This is a genomic window from Nocardioides guangzhouensis, assembly GCF_004519545.1.
Classification (GTDB): domain Bacteria; phylum Actinomycetota; class Actinomycetes; order Propionibacteriales; family Nocardioidaceae; genus Nocardioides; species Nocardioides guangzhouensis.
The window spans coordinates 1-15,709 of sequence record NZ_SDKM01000005.1 but is presented as its reverse complement, the minus strand read 5'-3'; the positions used below and the strand labels follow the sequence as shown (position 1 = coordinate 15,709).

At 74.3% G+C, this 15,709-nt stretch carries 16 protein-coding genes and 1 pseudogene; 3 read left to right on the top strand and 14 right to left on the bottom strand.

The annotated features are described in order from the left end of the window. Positions 1 to 17: 17 nt before the first annotated feature. The 3 genes from EKO23_RS04645 to EKO23_RS04635 all read right to left on the bottom strand — a co-directional run bounded on the left by EKO23_RS04645 (position 18) and on the right by EKO23_RS04635 (position 2,771). Positions 18 to 953 (bottom strand): carbamate kinase, encoded by a 936-nt coding sequence (locus tag EKO23_RS04645; RefSeq protein WP_134714594.1) that lies wholly within the window; start codon positions 951 to 953, stop codon positions 18 to 20. A gap of 94 nt (positions 954 to 1,047) precedes the next feature. After that, on the bottom strand, positions 1,048 to 1,719 hold the full coding sequence (locus tag EKO23_RS04640) for a hypothetical protein (protein ID WP_134714592.1): 672 nt from the start codon (positions 1,717 to 1,719) through the stop codon (positions 1,048 to 1,050). 86 nt (positions 1,720 to 1,805) lie between these two features. Continuing rightward, positions 1,806 to 2,771 (bottom strand): hypothetical protein, encoded by a 966-nt coding sequence (locus EKO23_RS04635; RefSeq protein ID WP_134714590.1) that lies wholly within the window; start codon positions 2,769 to 2,771, stop codon positions 1,806 to 1,808. A 97-nt stretch (positions 2,772 to 2,868) separates the two neighbouring features. Between EKO23_RS04635 and EKO23_RS04630 the strand changes: the two genes are divergently transcribed. Then, entirely contained in the window at positions 2,869 to 4,314 is a 1,446-nt protein-coding gene (locus tag EKO23_RS04630; RefSeq protein ID WP_134714588.1) for a CapA family protein, read from the top strand. A gap of 13 nt (positions 4,315 to 4,327) precedes the next feature. Here EKO23_RS04630 and EKO23_RS04625 read toward each other — a convergent pair whose 3' ends face one another. The 7 genes from EKO23_RS04625 to EKO23_RS04595 form a co-directional block, all read right to left on the bottom strand. Further along, positions 4,328 to 5,320 (bottom strand): M28 family metallopeptidase, encoded by a 993-nt coding sequence (locus tag EKO23_RS04625; RefSeq protein ID WP_246050904.1) that lies wholly within the window; start codon positions 5,318 to 5,320, stop codon positions 4,328 to 4,330. A 171-nt stretch (positions 5,321 to 5,491) separates the two neighbouring features. Further along, on the bottom strand, positions 5,492 to 5,911 hold the full coding sequence (locus tag EKO23_RS04620; RefSeq protein WP_134714586.1) for a cupin domain-containing protein: 420 nt from the start codon (positions 5,909 to 5,911) through the stop codon (positions 5,492 to 5,494). Between the two features lie 32 nt (positions 5,912 to 5,943). Continuing rightward, positions 5,944 to 6,426 carry a nucleoside deaminase gene (locus EKO23_RS04615; protein ID WP_134714584.1) on the bottom strand — a complete coding sequence of 161 codons (483 nt, stop codon included), beginning with the start codon at positions 6,424 to 6,426 and terminating at the stop codon, positions 5,944 to 5,946. Then, on the bottom strand, positions 6,423 to 6,869 hold the full coding sequence (locus tag EKO23_RS04610; RefSeq protein WP_134714582.1) for a DUF1801 domain-containing protein: 447 nt from the start codon (positions 6,867 to 6,869) through the stop codon (positions 6,423 to 6,425). Before EKO23_RS04610 ends, EKO23_RS04615 begins: the two co-directional genes overlap by 4 nt. 28 nt (positions 6,870 to 6,897) lie before the next feature. After that, a complete protein-coding gene (locus tag EKO23_RS04605; RefSeq protein WP_134714580.1) occupies positions 6,898 to 8,205 on the bottom strand; it encodes an ArsB/NhaD family transporter in 1,308 nt (435 codons plus the stop codon). Then, entirely contained in the window at positions 8,202 to 9,707 is a 1,506-nt protein-coding gene (locus EKO23_RS04600) for a potassium/proton antiporter (protein WP_134714578.1), read from the bottom strand. The genes EKO23_RS04605 and EKO23_RS04600 overlap by 4 nt, the downstream gene beginning before the upstream one ends. Then, entirely contained in the window at positions 9,704 to 10,414 is a 711-nt protein-coding gene (locus EKO23_RS04595) for an SPFH domain-containing protein (protein ID WP_134714576.1), read from the bottom strand. Before EKO23_RS04595 ends, EKO23_RS04600 begins: the two co-directional genes overlap by 4 nt. Before the next feature lie 113 nt (positions 10,415 to 10,527). Here EKO23_RS04595 and EKO23_RS04590 point away from each other — a divergent pair, with 113 nt between their 5' ends. Beyond that, positions 10,528 to 11,496, top strand: a complete 969-nt coding sequence (locus tag EKO23_RS04590) for a sensor histidine kinase (protein WP_246050903.1) — start codon at positions 10,528 to 10,530, stop codon at positions 11,494 to 11,496. Next, the gene (locus EKO23_RS04585) at positions 11,493 to 12,146 is read left to right on the top strand and encodes a response regulator (RefSeq protein WP_217702463.1); all 654 of its coding nucleotides are present in this window, start codon (positions 11,493 to 11,495) and stop codon (positions 12,144 to 12,146) included. The genes EKO23_RS04590 and EKO23_RS04585 overlap by 4 nt, the downstream gene beginning before the upstream one ends. 91 nt (positions 12,147 to 12,237) lie before the next feature. On the opposite strand, the gene EKO23_RS04580 is transcribed toward EKO23_RS04585, so the two are convergent. From EKO23_RS04580 to EKO23_RS25070, 4 genes and pseudogenes are all read right to left on the bottom strand, one after another. Further along, positions 12,238 to 12,657, bottom strand: coding sequence for an SRPBCC family protein (locus EKO23_RS04580; protein ID WP_134714572.1), 420 nt, complete (start codon positions 12,655 to 12,657; stop codon positions 12,238 to 12,240). Positions 12,658 to 12,810: 153 nt separating this feature from the next. Next, positions 12,811 to 13,515 (bottom strand): SDR family oxidoreductase, encoded by a 705-nt coding sequence (locus tag EKO23_RS04575; RefSeq protein ID WP_134714570.1) that lies wholly within the window; start codon positions 13,513 to 13,515, stop codon positions 12,811 to 12,813. Next, a complete protein-coding gene (locus tag EKO23_RS04570; protein WP_134714568.1) occupies positions 13,512 to 15,476 on the bottom strand; it encodes a hydantoinase B/oxoprolinase family protein in 1,965 nt (654 codons plus the stop codon). Before EKO23_RS04570 ends, EKO23_RS04575 begins: the two co-directional genes overlap by 4 nt. Then, positions 15,473 to 15,709, bottom strand: a pseudogene (locus tag EKO23_RS25070) (hydantoinase/oxoprolinase family protein); the annotation flags it as partial. The gene EKO23_RS04570 and the pseudogene EKO23_RS25070, both read right to left, overlap by 4 nt.

Below are 15,709 nucleotides of genomic sequence, written 5' to 3'. Positions count from 1 at the left end.
TCCTTTCGGTTCTTCGTTCAGTTCTGGACGACGGTGCCGGCGTTGTCCCCGGTCACGGCGTCGACGATGTGGGCGAGGTCGGTGATCACCGAGCGGGAGCCGCCGTGCTCGACGAACCGGCAGGCGGCGTCGACCTTCGGTCCCATCGAGCCGCTGGCGAAGTGGCCCTCGGCGGCCAGCGAACGCAGCCCGGCGGCGCTCACGGTGCCGATCGCCTCGGCGTCGGGGGTGCCGTAGCGGAGCACGGCGTTGGGTACGTCGGTGGCGATCACGAGCACGTCGGCGTCGACGGTGCGGGCCAGCAGTGCGGCCCCGAGGTCCTTGTCGATGACCGCCTCGACGCCTTCGAGCGACCCGTCCTCGCGACGTACGACGGGGATCCCGCCGCCGCCGTTCGCGACCACCACGAAGCCGGCCTCCACCAGCGCCTGGACGGCCGGGGCGTCGATCACCTCGAGCGGCTCGGGCGAGGCGACCACGCGCCGCCAGCCCTTCTCGCCGCGGTCCTCCCAGGTCTCGCCGTGCTCGACGAGCACCGCGGCCTCGTCGGCGGGCAGGAACCGGCCGATCGGCTTGGTCGGCTTCGTGAAGCCGGGGTCGTCACGGTCGACGCGGGTGCGGGTGACCGTCGCGGCACTGCGCCGGTCGATCCCGCGGCGGGTCAGGGCGGCGTCGAGCGCGTTCATGAGGACGAAGCCGAGGGTGGCCTGGGTCTGGGCGCCGCACCAGTCCAGCGGGACCGGGGGTACGACGGCCGCGGCCAGCTCGTTCTTGACCAGCAGGTTGCCGACCTGCGGGCCGTTGCCGTGGGTGACCACGACGTCGACGCCCTCGGCCACCAGGTCGGCGACCGCCTCCATCGCCACCTCGGCGGCAGCGATCTGGTCCTCCGGCCGCGCGCGGCCGTCGGCGTTCGTCATGGCGTTTCCGCCGAGCGCGAGCAGGACCCTCATGGCTGACGAACCTAGTGGGCGGGCAGGGCGCGGGCACCAGCAACAACGGCCAACTCAGCGGCCGGTCGCTGGCAGTTCTTGCCAACGCCGGCGGCTACTCCGGCGGCTCGTCCTCGTCGAATCGCGGGTCGGCGAGGAGGTACTGCGCGAGCAGGCCGGGCTTCTTGTGCCGCGGCGGCTCCGGCTCGGGCGCCATCCGGCCCTCGGCAGTGTCCCAGAACGCGTCCACCGCGTGCATGACCCGGCGACTGACGCTCCCGGCCAGGCCGGTGTGCGGGGCGTAGGGGTGGGGCCGCGTCGGGGCTCCCGCCTCGGCGTTCTGGAGCCGCTCGGTCACGTCGTCCAGCTCCGCCGGGGCGAGGGCGTCGGTGAGCGCGCCGGCCAGCGCCAGCTCGGCGCCGCGGTGCCCGGCCAGGCTGGTGCCCACGTCGGACCAGACCTCCGGCCACGCGTGCTTCGCCTCGTACGTCGAGCCGTACGCCCGTGCCTTCACGTGCGCCAGCGCGATCTCGAGCTCCTTCTCGGCGTGCACGTAGTCGTGGACGAGGTGGCCGCCCTCCTTCACGTTCCGGCGCACGGCCGGCAGGAGGACGGCGTCGACCGCACCGAGGTGCTTGCTGGCGATGGCGAGGAAGGTGTCGATGTCCTCGTAGGGCTTGCGCGGCTGTCCGGGCGCGGGTGCCGTCGTCCGCGCGCCCTCGAGTCGGGCGGCGAGGTTCTCGTGCGTGTGCTCCACGGAGCGACGCAGGACGTCGACGGTGCTCATCGTTCTCACCGGTCGCGGCGACGCGACCTCTCTGAACCATCGTCCGCCCGCGTGGCGCGGCGATCAAGGGTTGGCGTGCGGCACTTTCACCGCCGGGCCGGCAGCAGCCCGGCCGCCCGCATCGAGCGCCACGCGACCGCGGCCTCGGCGGCCTCCCCGCGGACGGAGAGACAGCCGCGCCGTGCATCCACGTACGACGGTCGCACCCGCGTCGCGGTGAGCGCACCCCGGTCGTCAGCACAGCGCGGGACGGCGGCGCAGCTGCGGGCCAGGCGCCGCCCGTAGGCCCGCTCGGCTGCCCCGCGCCGGGCGACGCCGCGGGGCAGGACCCGCCCGTGGGCGTCGGCCGTCACGCACCGGCCGGTGCCGGGGACCGTGACCCGCCGCGCCGGGCCGGTGGACCCGACGTACGGGCGCGAGCTGCCGAACCGGGTGACCACGAAGATCCGTGAGGTCGGCAGGCCGTCGTCGATCTCGTCGAGCGTGGCCCGCAGCTGCTCCTCGAACCGGTCGAGGTCGGCACGCGACGCCGGGCAGTCGAGACCCTCGCCGATCGGCTGCAGGACCACCAGCGGGTCGGGCGGCTGGAGCGCGACCAGGCTCCGCGCCTGGCCGTGCAGGTCGTCCAGGGTGGCTCGGTCCCGCGCGAGGTCGATCGCGTGGCCGTCCGCGTCGGGGTGCCGCGCGACCAGGCGCAGGAAGACGCTGGCCACCTGCGGGTTGCTCCCGGTCGCCCAGGAGTTCTCACGGACGTCGATCCCGGGTCGGGCGGGGTCGGAACCACGCCCCGTGGCGTCGGAACCGCCGAGGACCGCGACCGCGTCCGGGTAGCCGCGGTAGGGACGGCCCTCTGTCGACGTGGCCGGGTCCTCGGGGGCGGGGAGGGGCGTCTTCGGCACCACGACCCCGGTCGGCGGCGGGCCTCCGCTCGCGTGGGCGTCGTCGCCGAGTGGTTCGGTTCGTTGTCGGGCGGGGCGATCGCCGTCCTCGGTGCTGCACCCGAGCACCAGGATCGAGACGACGGCGAGGACGGCCGCGAGGCGTCTCGCCATCCGCCCATCCTCCACCGCCCGCGGTGCCCCGCCCAGACCCGAACGGGGTGCCCCGGTCGGGCGGGACCAGACCGGCCTTGACCCGTAGATTCGGGACATGGACGGGCCGTCCCCACGTCGGCATCCACGCTGGGGCAGCCGGCTGGCCGCGCTGCTGCTGGCCGGGCCTGCCGCGGCCTGCTCCGGGGAGACCGCCTCCGAGGCGGGGCCCGAGCCGCCGCCTCCCAGCGAATCCCTCGTGCCCGGGCCGCGCGACGTGCGGCCGGGCGCGCACCAGAGGGACACCACCGAGCCGCTGGTCCTGGCCGGCCACGCGACACTGACGCCGTCACGGCTGCCGGTCGCGCTGGCGCGACGCGTGGTCCGGGGCGAGGTCCGGACCTGGCGGGTGCTCGACGGCAGCACGGCCCGGCTCCGGCTCGTCGACGGCCGCGGCACCCCAGCCGCCGCGCGACGGGCGCTCCGGACGGTCGCCCGCGACCCGCGCGCCCTGGCGCTGGTCCCGGGCTCGGCGATGCGGCCGTGGGTCCGGGCCGCCGTGGTGGCCGGCGTGGACCCGCTGCGCCGGCCCGCGGCGTACCCGCTGCGCGTGGCCGGGCCATCGCCTCCCACGGTCACCCGGCTGACGGTCGGGGGCGACGTGATGCTGGCCCGCGGGGTGACGGCCGCACACCCCGGGGACCCGACCCGGGCGCTCCGACCGCTGGCCCGCCGGCTGGGGCAGGCGGACCTGGCCGTCGCGAACCTCGAGAGCACCCTGTCGGTCGCCGGGGCGCCCACCCAGGGCGGTGACTCCTTCGGCGCGCCCGGCGTGCTCGACGGGCTCCGCGACCTCGGCCTGGACGCGCTGTCGTTGGCCAACAACCACACCGGCGACTTCGGCGAGCGGGCTCTGCTCGCCACGATCGCGGCGTTCGGGGGCAGCGGGGTGCGGGCGTTCGGGGCCGGCCGTGACCGGCGGGCGGCCGGCCGGGCGGCCGTGCTGGTCCGCAACGGGGTCAGGTTCGGGTTCCTCGGGTTCAACGCGATCGGCGAGACGCCCGCGGCGGCGCCCGGTGTCGCGGGAGCGCTGTCGGTCCGGATGCCGCCCCGCACCGGGCCGCTGGACCGCGGCGACCTGCGGCACCTGCTCGGGCTGGTGCGCGACCTCGACCGACGGGTCGACGTGGTCGTGGTGCTGCCGCACTGGGGCACGCAGTACACCCATGTCGCGGGGCCGGTGCAGCGCGCCGTCGGACGGCGGGTCGTGGCGGCCGGCGCCGACCTCGTGGTCGGCGGTCACCCGCACTGGGTGCAGGGCCTGGACCGGGTGGGGGACGCGGTGCTCGCCCACTCGCTGGGCAACCTGGTCTTCGACATGGACTTCATGGAGCAGACCATGGAGGGAGTGCTGCTCGAGGCGACGTTCTGGGGCGACCGGCTGGTGGCGGTGACCCTCGCGCCGTACCGGATGGACGCCGGGTTCTCCCCCCGGCCGGTGCCCGGCCCGGACGTGCTGGCCGACGTGTGGCGGCACAGCACCGGACCCTTCGCGCTCCGGTGACGGCCTCGCCCGTTCACCGCAGCCAGGCCAGCACGACGCGACCGGTCCGGCCCAGCTGCCGCGGGTCGACGACCGCGGGCAGGTCGCCCGGCGAGTGGTAGCCGGCGTACGGCGTGCTGCCGATGCGCACCCCGGGCATCCCGGCCCGCGCGAACGACCAGTGGTCGCTGGACCGGTTCTCGCAGGCGATCGCCGGGACCCCGACGGCACGGGCGGCGGCCAGCACCCGGGCCCGGGCTCCGGTCCCGGTGCCGCCGGCAGAGCAGACCGGCACCACGGCCCCGACGCCGACCCGGTCCAGCGACACCATGCCCCGGACCGCGCGGCGCTCCCCGACCGCCAGGGACGCGACGTACGCCCGCGAGCCGAAGTGGTGGTCGGCGTCCGACGGCCCGCGCGGCTCCTCGGCGCCGAACGCCACCAGCACCACGGGAAGCCGGGTCCGTGCCTCGCCGAGCACCCGTGCGACCTCGAGCAGCACGGCGACGCCGCTGGCATTGTCCTCGGCGCCCGGCGACTGCGGCACCGTGTCGAGGTGCGCGCCGACCACGAGGTGCGGCTCGGTCGGGTCGAGGCCGGGCGGGCTCGCGACCACGTTGAACGAGCGGCCGGGGCCGACTGGCACGCCCCACGAGTCACCGCCCGGGACGGCGACCGGCGCGCGCCGTACGACCCGGCCGTGAGCGCGGAGTCGACCGGCCACCCAGTCCGCGGCCGAGCGGTACGCCGGGCTGGTGGCGTGCCGCGGTCCGATGCCACCGGCCAGCCGGACGACGGTTCGCCGGGCCGCGGCAGGGTCGAACGCGTCCGGGTCCACCCGCGGCCGCGGGGCGAGGGTGGGCGCCTCGGGCGTGGGCGCCGGGGTGGCCGGGGACGAGGTGCCGCTGGCGGCCGTCGTACCGGCCGACGAACCGGGCGGCCGCCGCTCCGCCCGCGACCCGTCCCCGTCGCAGGCCACGGTGGCCACCAGCGAAGCCATCAGCGCCGCGACCAGGGCCGGCCTCATCCGTCCAGCCTGACACGCCCCGGACCGACGAACGCCATCCCCGAACACGTGTAACGCGGTGTTCGTGTCACTTCCCACGTGTTCGAACGCGTGGGAAGCGACATGAACACCGCGTTACAGCTGCGGATTGACTAGCGGATGGGTCGACTTTGCCGGCCGACGACCCGCCCGTCAGAGCTGCTCGAAGTCCTCGAAGTCGAACCCGGGCGAGACGACGCAGCTGACCAGGGCGTCGGCGGTGACCGGGCGGGTGCGCTGCCAGACGCCGGCCCGCACCAGCAGCTGGGGATGCTGGTCGGCACCGAGGTCGGTGCCGAGCGTGAGGGCGTCGCCCTCCTCGGGCATCGGGCCGCTGCCGCCGAGCACGAGGTCGACGGTCCCCGAGTGCGCCAGCCACATCTCCTCGGAGGTCAGCCGGTGCCAGGCCGACGACTCACCCGCGGCCAGCGCGAACAGGATGCAGGTGGCGGTCGGCCGGGCGCGACCCCCGGAGAGCACGACGGTCTCGGGGGCGACCCAGGTCTGGCGGTACCAGCCGCCCTCCGGGTGCGGGTCGAGGCCGAGGGCAGCGGCAATCGCGGGTCGCTCCATGGGGCGACATCCTGCCGGGTCGGCGGGGACCGTCAAGCACGACCCGCGTTGCGCTTGTGGAGCCGCCGGATCTCGTCCTGCAGCTCGGGTGCCGGCCCGTCGACGGGTACGCCGGGCGCGACCGCGTTGATCGGCAGCGGCAGCACCGGCCCGTCGGGCAGGTCCCAGGCCGACCGCCAGGCGGCCAGCTGCGCCGAGGAGACGGCGTACACGATCCGGCCGAGGCCCATCCAGCCGTGTGCGGCCGCGCACATCGGGCAGTGCTCACCGGAGGTGTAGACGGTGGCCTCGGCCCGCTCCCCGGCGGTGAGGTTCGCGGCCGACCAGCGGGCGATCTCGAGCTCGGGATGCCGGGTCTCGTCCCCGTCCTTGACCCGGTTGCGGTCCTCGAACCTGACGTCGCCGGCCCCGTCGACGAGGAGCGAGCCGAACGGCTCGTCACCCTCGTCCAGGGCTTCCCTGGCCAGCTCCACGCAGCGCCGCAGGTACACGAGGTCGGTGTCGGTGAGCGTCATCGGCCGACCCGCGCTGCCTCGTGGCGGGCGATGAGCTCGCCGGGCTCGATCTTCCCGATCACCTCGCCGACCACGTCGAGCGGCAGGTCGTCGAGGTGCTTGAACCGGACGCACGACCTGCCCATGTCCAGCCTCATCCCCCGCTCGGCGTACTGCTGCCGGAACCACGACTCCTCCGGCCCGTCGGTGTAGAGCCCCATGAGGTAGAGCGCCATGTGGTTCTTCTGCGACGCCAGGGCGGCGTAGCAGAGCGGCAACTTGTTGTACGTCGTCGGGTAGTCGGCGAGCGGGACGACCCAGCTGATCATCCCCCAGTCCATCTGCTCGACGTACCCCGCGGGCAGGTGGGCGTTGACCACGTCGCGCACCGTCCCGATCGGCTCCCGGCGGGCCCCGGGGAGGGAGTCCAGGTAGTCCTCGACGGTCGCGGCATCACTCTGCATGCCGCCATCATGCTCTGCTCCCCGCCGGTCACGCGAGCGCGAAGTAGCGCAGCCACACGTAGAGCCACGCGATGGCCAGGGACGCGAAGGTCACGACCAGGCCGTGGCGGGTGAACTGCCAGAAGCTGATCGGCTGGCCGGCGCGGGCCGCGATCCCGAGCACCACCACGTTGGCGCCGGCGGCGACCGCGGTGGTGTTGCCGCCGAGGTCCGCGCCGAACACGAACGCCCACCACAGCGGGCTGCCCGACCCCGGGTTCGGCGAGGCCAGCACCAGGTCCTCGACGATCGGGACGGTCGCCGCGGTGTACGGGATGTTGTCGACGAACCCGCCGACGATCGCCGACCCGAACAGCAGCACGGTGGCGGCGAGGAACTCGTGGTCGCCCATCGTGTCGGCGGCGAGCCGCCCGAGCGACCCGATCACGCCCACCTCCACCAGGGCCCCGACCACGACGAAGAGCCCCATGAAGAACGCCAGCGTGGTCCACTCGATCTCGGCGAGGAACTCCTCGGGGGTGGCCCGCGAGACCACCACCATGGCGCCGGCACCGAGCATCGCGACGATCGACGGGTCGAGGTGCAGCGCGTGGTGCAGGCCGAAGAAGACCATCACCACCGCGAGCACGACGAGGCAGCGGACCAGCCGAGCCTGGTCGACGATCGCGCCGCGCGGGTCGAGGTCGTGCACGTCGTCCGGCGCGAGGTCCCCGCCGCTGGTGCCCGGCGCGTGCAGGTCGTTGCGGAACAGCCAGCGCAGCATCACGACCAGCCCGGCCACCAGGACCACCGTGAGGGGCAGCGAGTGCACGAGGAAGTCGTTGAAGGTCAGCCCGCCGCGGCTGGCGATGATGATGTTCGGCGGGTCGCCGATCAGGGTGGCGGTGCCACCGATGTTCGACGCCAGCACCAGCGCGATGAGGTACGGCGCCGCGGGCAGCCCCAGCCTGGCGCAGACCGAGAGCGTCACCGGCGCGACCAGCAGCACCGTGGTCACGTTGTCGAGGACCGGCGAGACGCCCGCGGTGACCAGCACCAGCAGGGCGAGCAGCTTCGACGGCCGACCACCCGACGTCCGCGCGGCCCAGAGGGCGAGGAACTCGAACAGCCCCGTGTGCTTGAGGATCCCGACGATCACCATCATCCCGAACAGCAGGAAGACGACGTTCCAGTCGATGCCGGTGTGCTGGTCGAAGAAGGCGGTGTCGGCGTCGACCAAACCGATCACCGTCATCGCGGCGACGCCGCCGAGAACCGCGGCGACCCGGTGCACCTTCTCGGTGGCGATGAAGGCGTAGGTGACCAGGAAGATCCCCACGGCGGCACAGGCGATCACGGAGCGGTTCCTCCCGGGAGGGCGGCGTACCAGCCGGCCAGGCGACCGCAGTCGCTGACCGCGCGGAGGCGCCGTTCGATCGTGGGCCGGTGCTCGCGCGCGGCCGCGACCAGGAGGTGGTCGCCGGCGCGCAGGACGGTGGTGGGGCCGGGCACGAAGATCTCGCCGGCGCGCAGGACGAGGGACACCCCGGCGCCGGGGGGCAGCCGGAGCTCGGCCACCTCGACGCCGGCGAGCCGCGACTCGGCCGGGACGGTGACCTGCATGAGGGTGGCGTCGAGCTCCTCGAGCGGCGCGGACTCGATGGGTACGTCGCGGGGCGAGGTCTCCTCGGAGACGCCGAGGCGGCGGGCGGCCCAGGGCAGGGTCGGGCCCTGGACCAGCGTGAAGATCACGACCAGCAGGAAGACCACGTCGAAGATCCGGTCCGCGCCGGGCAGGCCGACCGCCATCGGGATGGTGGCCAGCACGATGGGCACGGCGCCGCGCAGCCCGGCCCAGCTGATGAACGCCTGCTCGCGCCACGGCACCCGGAACGGCGTCGCGCAGAGCGCCACCGAGAGCGGCCGGGCGACGAAGGTGAGCACCGCCCCGACCACCAGCGCGGTCGGCAGCGCCTCGGGGAGCCGGGACGGGCTGGCCAGCAGGCCGAGCAGGATGAACAGCCCGATCTGCGCGAGCCAGGCCATCGACTCGACGAACCCGGTGGTGGTGCCGCGGTGCGGCAGCGCCGCGTTGCCGAGCGCCAGGCCGGCCACGTAGATCGCGAGGAACGGGCTGGCGCCGGCGACGCCAGCGACGGCGTACGCGAGGAACGCGATGGCCAGCGTGGCCAGCGGGTAGAGCCCCGACGACGGCAGCGCGCTGCGGGCCAGCACCTTCTCCCCGGCCTTGGCCACCAGCAGCCCGAGCACCGCCCCGGCGGCGAGCTGGTAGCCGATCTGGCTCGCCATCCCGTCGACCCCGGCCTCGGCCCAGGCGCTGGAGGTGACGACGGTGACGATGATGATCACCGGCGGGTCGTTGAAGCCGGACTCGGCCTCGACCGCGGCCCGCAGCCGGCCGCGTACCGGCAGCCGTCGCAGCACTGCGAACACCGCGGCCGCGTCCGTCGACGACGCCACCGCGCCCAGCAGGATCGCGGTGCGCACGTCGACGTCGAGCAGCAGGTAGACCAGCCCGCCGGTGATCGCGACCGACAGGAAGACGCCGAAGGTGGCCAGGACGCCGGCCAGCGCCGCCACCGGGCGTACGACGCGCAGGTCGGTGGTGAACCCGCCCTCGGCGAGGATCATCGCGAGCGCGACGCTGCCGAGGATCTGGGTGAGGTCGACGCTCTCGAACTCCAACCCGAGCCCGGCCTCGCCGATGGCAACACCGAGCGCCAGGTAGATCAGCAGGGTCGGCAGCCCCGCACCGGCGAGCAGGCGCACCGCGGCCACCGCGGCCAGCAGCACGCCCGTCGTGGCGAGCAGCACGACGTTGAGGTCCTCGGGGGTCACGGCCGCCCGTCGGGTCCGGGCGCGGGCTCGGGTGCCGGCGCCCGCTCCGGCTCGCAGTGCGGAAGCGGGTCGGGGTCGGCGGCCCGACCGTCGCGGCGCCCGTCCGGTCCGTCACCCAGGCAACGGGCCAGGCGTGGAGTGAGCTGGGCCTCGACCTCGGTGACCAGCAGGCCGGTGGCACGACTGCCCGACGTCAGCTTGCGGGTGATGACGTCCGGCAGCCCGGCCTCGAGGTCCCCGAGCGCGGCGACCAGCGTGTCCACGGCGAACCCCCCGACGGCTTCCGCGAGCACGTCCTCCGCGACGGCGGCAGCAGCCGTCGCCGGGTCGACGTACGGCGTGCCGGCGGGGACCCCCTCGACCGCCAGGGTGAGGTCCGCCAGGGCCAGCACCTCGATGCCGTCCCGGGTCCGGCCGCGCACGACCAGCGGCAGGACCTGACGGTGTGTCGGCACGCGCACGAAGCGCTCGAGCCCCGGGAGCCGGGTGGCGACGCCCGCCGCACGGGACCGGGCCACCGTCCCCCGCCGGACCACCAGGACGAGCTCGTCGCGCCCCACGCGACGTACCGACACCCCGACCAGCAATGCGAGCGAGGGCAGCAGGAGCACCGCCCAGAACACCCACGTGCCGTCCTCTGGTCCGCCCGCGCCCAGCGCTGCGTCGGTGGGGTCGCGCAGCGCCGGGGCGGGCGGCAGAACGGGCATGCCTCGAGTCTTCGCGAGGCTCGCCCCGTCCTGAATGGGGTCCGCCACCCATCTCGACGCCGCACCGGCCGTCCGCGTGGACACGCGCGCGAGGGATGGGTGAGGGTGTGGGCGTGCGCGTGCCCGCTGACCTGCCCCTCTACTGGAAGATCTGCCTCATCAACGGGGCGGTCTTCCTGGTCGGCACGCTCGTGCTGGTGCTGTCGCCGGCGAGCGTCTCGTCGCGGCCGCTGCTGTCCGAGGTGGCCGTGGTGTCGGTCGGGCTCGCGGTCATGCTGGTCACGAACGCGCTGCTGATCCGTCGCAGCCTGGCGCCGCTGGACCGGGTGATCCGCGAGCTGGAGGAGGTCGACCACCTGCAGCCGGGCAGCCTCCCCGAGGAGGGGTCGGGGCCGGTCCGCGGCATCGCCCGGGCGGTGAACCGGCTGCTCGACCGGCTGGAGGCCGAGCAGCGGGCCGGCAACGCGAAGGCGCTGGCCGCGCAGGAGGCGGAGCGGCACCGGATCGCGCAGGAGCTGCACGACGAGGTGGGGCAGAGCCTGACCGTGGTGCTGCTCGGGCTCAGGCAGGTGCAGGACCGGGCGCCTGCCGAGCTGGTCGAGGAGCTGGCCCTCCTCCGGGAGAGCGCGCGGACCGGCCTGGACGACGTACGACGGGTGGCGCGGCGGCTCCGCCCGGGCGTGCTGGAGGACCTCGGCCTGACCAGCGCCCTGGCCGCGCTGGCCACCGACTTCGCGCAGCACAGCACGGCGCCGGTGCGGCGGTCGTTCGGGCCCGGGCTGCCGCCGCTGACGCCCGACGCGGAGCTGGTGGTCTACCGGGTGGCGCAGGAGGCGCTGACCAACGCGGCCCGGCACGCCGACCCCCGGTCGGTCGAGCTGTCGCTGACCCGGCAGGACGCCGCGGTGGTGCTGGAGATCCGCGACGACGGCCGCGGGTTCGCGCCGCTCACCGAGGGGTCCGGGCTGCTCGGCATGCGCGAGCGGGCGGCGCTGGTCGACGCCGAGCTGACCGTCACCAGCCAGCCCCGGCGCGGGACCACGGTGCGGCTGCGGGTGCCGGCGGTCGGGACGGTGCGGTGACCACGCCGATCCGGATCCTGCTGGCCGACGACCACGCGCTGGTGCGCCGCGGCGTACGCCTGATCCTGGAGCAGGAGCCCGACCTCACCGTGGTCGCGGAGGCCGGCGACGGTGCCGAGGCGGTGCAGCGGGTGCGCGAGACGGAGGTGGACCTGGCGATCCTCGACATCGCGATGCCGCGGATGACCGGCCTGCAGGCCGCGGCCGAGGTCGCCCGGCGGCGGAACCCGCCGCGGATCCTGATGCTGTCGATGCACGACAACGAGCAGTACTTCTTCGGGGCGCTCAAGGCCGGCGCCTGTGGCTACGTCCTCAAGTCGGTCGCCGACGAGGACCTGGTCGCGGCCTGCCGGGCGGCGATGCGCGGCGAGACGTTCCTCTACCCGAACGCGGTCAGCACGCTGGTGCGCGACTACCTCGACCGGCTGCGCCGCGGTGAGCGGGTGCCGACGTCGGTGCTGACCGCGCGCGAGGACGAGGTGATCAAGCTGATCGCCGAGGGCCGGTCGTCGAAGGAGATCGCGCAGGACCTCACGATTGCGGTGAAGACCGTCGAGCGGCACCGGGCCAACATCCTCGCCAAGCTCGGCATGCGGGACCGGACCGAGCTGACCCGGTACGCCGTCCGCGCCGGGCTGATCGAGCCCTGAACCGACCCGCCGCCCAGCTGTAACGCGGTGTTCGTGTCGGTTAGTACGTGTTCGAACCCTCACTAAGTGACAAGAACACCGCGTTACAGGTTCAGCCCCGCTCCGCCCGCGCCTTGAGCCCGGCCGCTTCCATCGCCAGGTAGCGCCTGGTCAGGCCCCTGGTCAGGAATCCGACCACCGGGCCGAGCGGGCCGCCCTGGTCCAGGATCGCGGTGGCCCGGGCGCCGTCGCCGTCCGGCTCGACCACGTGCGTGCCGGTCGAGCGCACGCCGGGGCCGCGGGCGACCCAGGTGAACGAGCGGCCCTCGTCGATGTCGGTGACCGTCCACTCCGCCACCGGGAGCCGCGGCTGCCGGATCCGGGCGCGGGACCCGATCCGCAGCGGACCCGGGTCGAGCAGCTCCACCGAGGTGACCGACTCGGTCCACTCCGGCCAGCGCTCGACGTCGCTGTAGACCGCCCACACCGTCGCGGCCGGCGCCGCGATCGCGATCGAGTCCTCGAACCTCATGGCCCGATCGTCACACCGGACGTCGTACCGCCGCCACCCCGGGATGTCGACGCGCCGCGTCGCTTGTAACGCGGTGTTCCTGTCACTTAGTGCGGGTTCGAACACGTGCTAACCGACACGAACACCGCGTTACAGCGGGAGCGGGGTCGGTTGTCAGCGGCCGAGCAGGGTGCGCAGCGGGAGGGTGCCGGCGGGCAGGCCGTGGGCGTCGTAGTAGGCGAACATCGCGAGCAGCCAGTCGCGCACCCGCGCGTCGAGGGCGGCGCCGTCGGTGGCCGCCCAGCGCGCCGGGCTGACCACCTCGACGTCGACCCCGGCCTCGGCGGCCAGGTCGGCGACAGTGGCCCGCCGGCTGGCGAGCTCGTACGTCGCGCCCTCGTGCCCCGGCTCGGTCAGCACCACCGCGGCTGCCTCCGCGACGTCGGCGAGGTCCGCGAACCCGAACGGCGCGTCCGCGCGGTAGGCGATCCGGACGGTCCGGGAGAGGTCGAGGTTCTGCAGGTAGGCGCCCGGCTGGAGGACCGTCCACGCCAGCCCCGACCGGCGTACGACGTCCTCCGCGGCCGCCTTCCCGAGGTGGTGCGGCATCGCCGGGGCGTACGGCGCGACCACCGAGTGCAGCGCCACCCGCGGCACCCCTGTCGCCCGGAGCGCGGAGACCGCGGTGCGGGCGTAGCCGGATTCGTCGGGGTGCATGTTCGGCGCGACGAGGTACGCCGCCTCGCAGCCGACCAGCGCGGCCGGCAGGTCCGCCCACGCCGCCCGCCCGAGCGGGACCACCTCGTGGCCCCGCCGCTCCAACGCCGCAGCCACGGCCCGGCCGGTCTTGCCGGTCCCGCCGAGGACCGCGGTCCTCACGAGACCAGGTCGACCTCGGCGTGGGGAGCGCCGTCGGCCAGTCGTGCGTAGCCCGGACCGCGGTCGAAGAATGCATCGGACGGGGCCGGCCGCGAGGCCCGCTCGGAGCGGGTCGCGTCGGCGTCGAAGCCCAGCGAGTCGTCGTCGAGCGAGCCGGTCAGCACCACGCCGTAGTCGGCCAGCGCCGCCTCCGGCGACACCTTCCGCCACACCACGTCCCGGACCACCAGCTCCGGGTCGCGGACCAGCGGGTCGCCCCAGCCGCCGCCACCCGTCGTACGGATCCGGATCACCTCACCGGCGGTCACCGGCTCGGCGTCGGCGAGGGCGTCGACCTCGCGCTCGTTCGGCCCGCCCGGGTCGATGGTGACCTGGAACGGCTTGCCGGCCTGGCCGCCCTTGACGCCCCAGCAGGCCAGGATCGACCGGTCGGCGATCGACATGAAGTGGCCGTCCTTGAGCATCCGGATGTGCTTCTCGTAGCCGAGGCCGCCGCGGAACCGGCCCGCTCCCCCGGAGTCCACCGCCAGCGACAGCGACTCGACCAGGAAGGGGAACCGCGACTCGGTGAACTCGGTCGGCAGGTTGCGGCTGTCGGGCACCACGTGGATGGTGTCCTCGCCGTCGGCGTAGTAGCGGCCGCCGGAGCCGCCGCCGAGCACCTCGCGCATGAGGTACGGGCGGCCCTCGCGGTCCTCGCCGTAGACGCCGGTGTAGCGGATCGTCTCCTGGTCGGCCGGCATCCGCCCGTCGACCGCCTTCGCGACCACACCGGCGAGCACCCCGAGCAGCCGCAGGATCACGAACGTGCGGGCGTTGGTCGGCGCTGGGAAGACCGGCGTCAGCAGCGTGCCCGGCTCGGGGAACCGCATCTCGATCAGCGGCACGATGCCCTCGTTCACGTCGAGCTCCGCCATCCGCTCGGGGGTGTCGGCGAGGTTGCGCAGGATCGGCGCCAGCCACTTCTTGAGGAAGACGCCGTCGGAGTAGTCGCCACAGTGGTTGATCGGCCCCTTGGCCTGGGCGCTGGTGCCGTCGAAGTCGAGGATCAGGCGCTCGCCCTCGGGGTCGTCCTCCGCAGTGCGGGTCAGCGTGATCCGCTGGGTGTGCAGCTTCGGGTCGTCGACGCCGTCGTGCTCGGCGTAGTCCTCCCAGGTCCACGAGCCGACCGGGATCTTGGACAGGATCTCGCGGCGGTACGTCGTGGTGGTGCGGTCGATGATCGCGTCGAAGCAGGACTCGACGGTCTCGACGCCGTACCGGTCGAAGAGCTCGCCGAGCCGGCGCGCGCCCATGAGGCAGGCCGAGCACTCGGCGTCGAGGTCGGCGGCCAGCGACTCCGGCATCCGCGAGTTGCGGGTCATGATCGCCAGCGCGGACCGGTTCGGCACGCCGCGGTCCCACAGCTTGATCGGGGGGACCATCAGACCCTCCTCGAAGACACTGGTCGCGTGGCTCGGCATCGAGCCGGGGACCGCGCCGCCGATGTCGTCGTGGTGGCCGAACGCCTGGACGAACGCGACCACCCGGCGCTGGTCGGCCGGGCCGGAGAAGACCGGCACGGTGACGCAGAGGTCCGGGAGGTGGCCGATGCCGCCCTCGGAGCGGTAGACGTCGTTGTGGAAGAAGACGTCGCCCTCCTGCATCTCCTCGATCGGGAAGTCGCGGGCGACCGGGTGCACGAGCGCGGAGTAGGACCGGCCGGTGAGCTTGCGCAGCAGCCGGTCGTGGATGCCGGCCCGGAAGTCGTGCGCATCGCGGATCATCGGGCTGCGGCTGGTGCGCGCGATCGCGGTCTCGACCTCCATCTCGACGCTGGCCAGGCTGCCCTGGACGATCTCGACCAGCACCGGGTCGGCGCTCGCGCCGGCGTCGCCGGTCAGCGAGCCGAAGGGGAACTGGGTGGGCGCCCTTCGAGACGCTCGCTGCACTCGCTCCTCAGGAACCACGCGGCCGCTCATGCGTCCGTCCTCTCCACGATCACGTTGCGGTAGTCGTCGACGCGGGCGGTGAAGCCCGGGTGGATCGGGACCGTCGAGCCGAACTCCTCGAGGATCACCGGGCCGGTCAGGGTGGTGCCGGCGGTCAGGTCCGGTCGCCACAGGACCGGGGTCTCGACGTACCCGTCGCCCGCGTCGAAGCAGACCGGCCGCGTCGCCGTTTCCTCGGTGGTTGAGGAGCGAGCGCCAGCGAG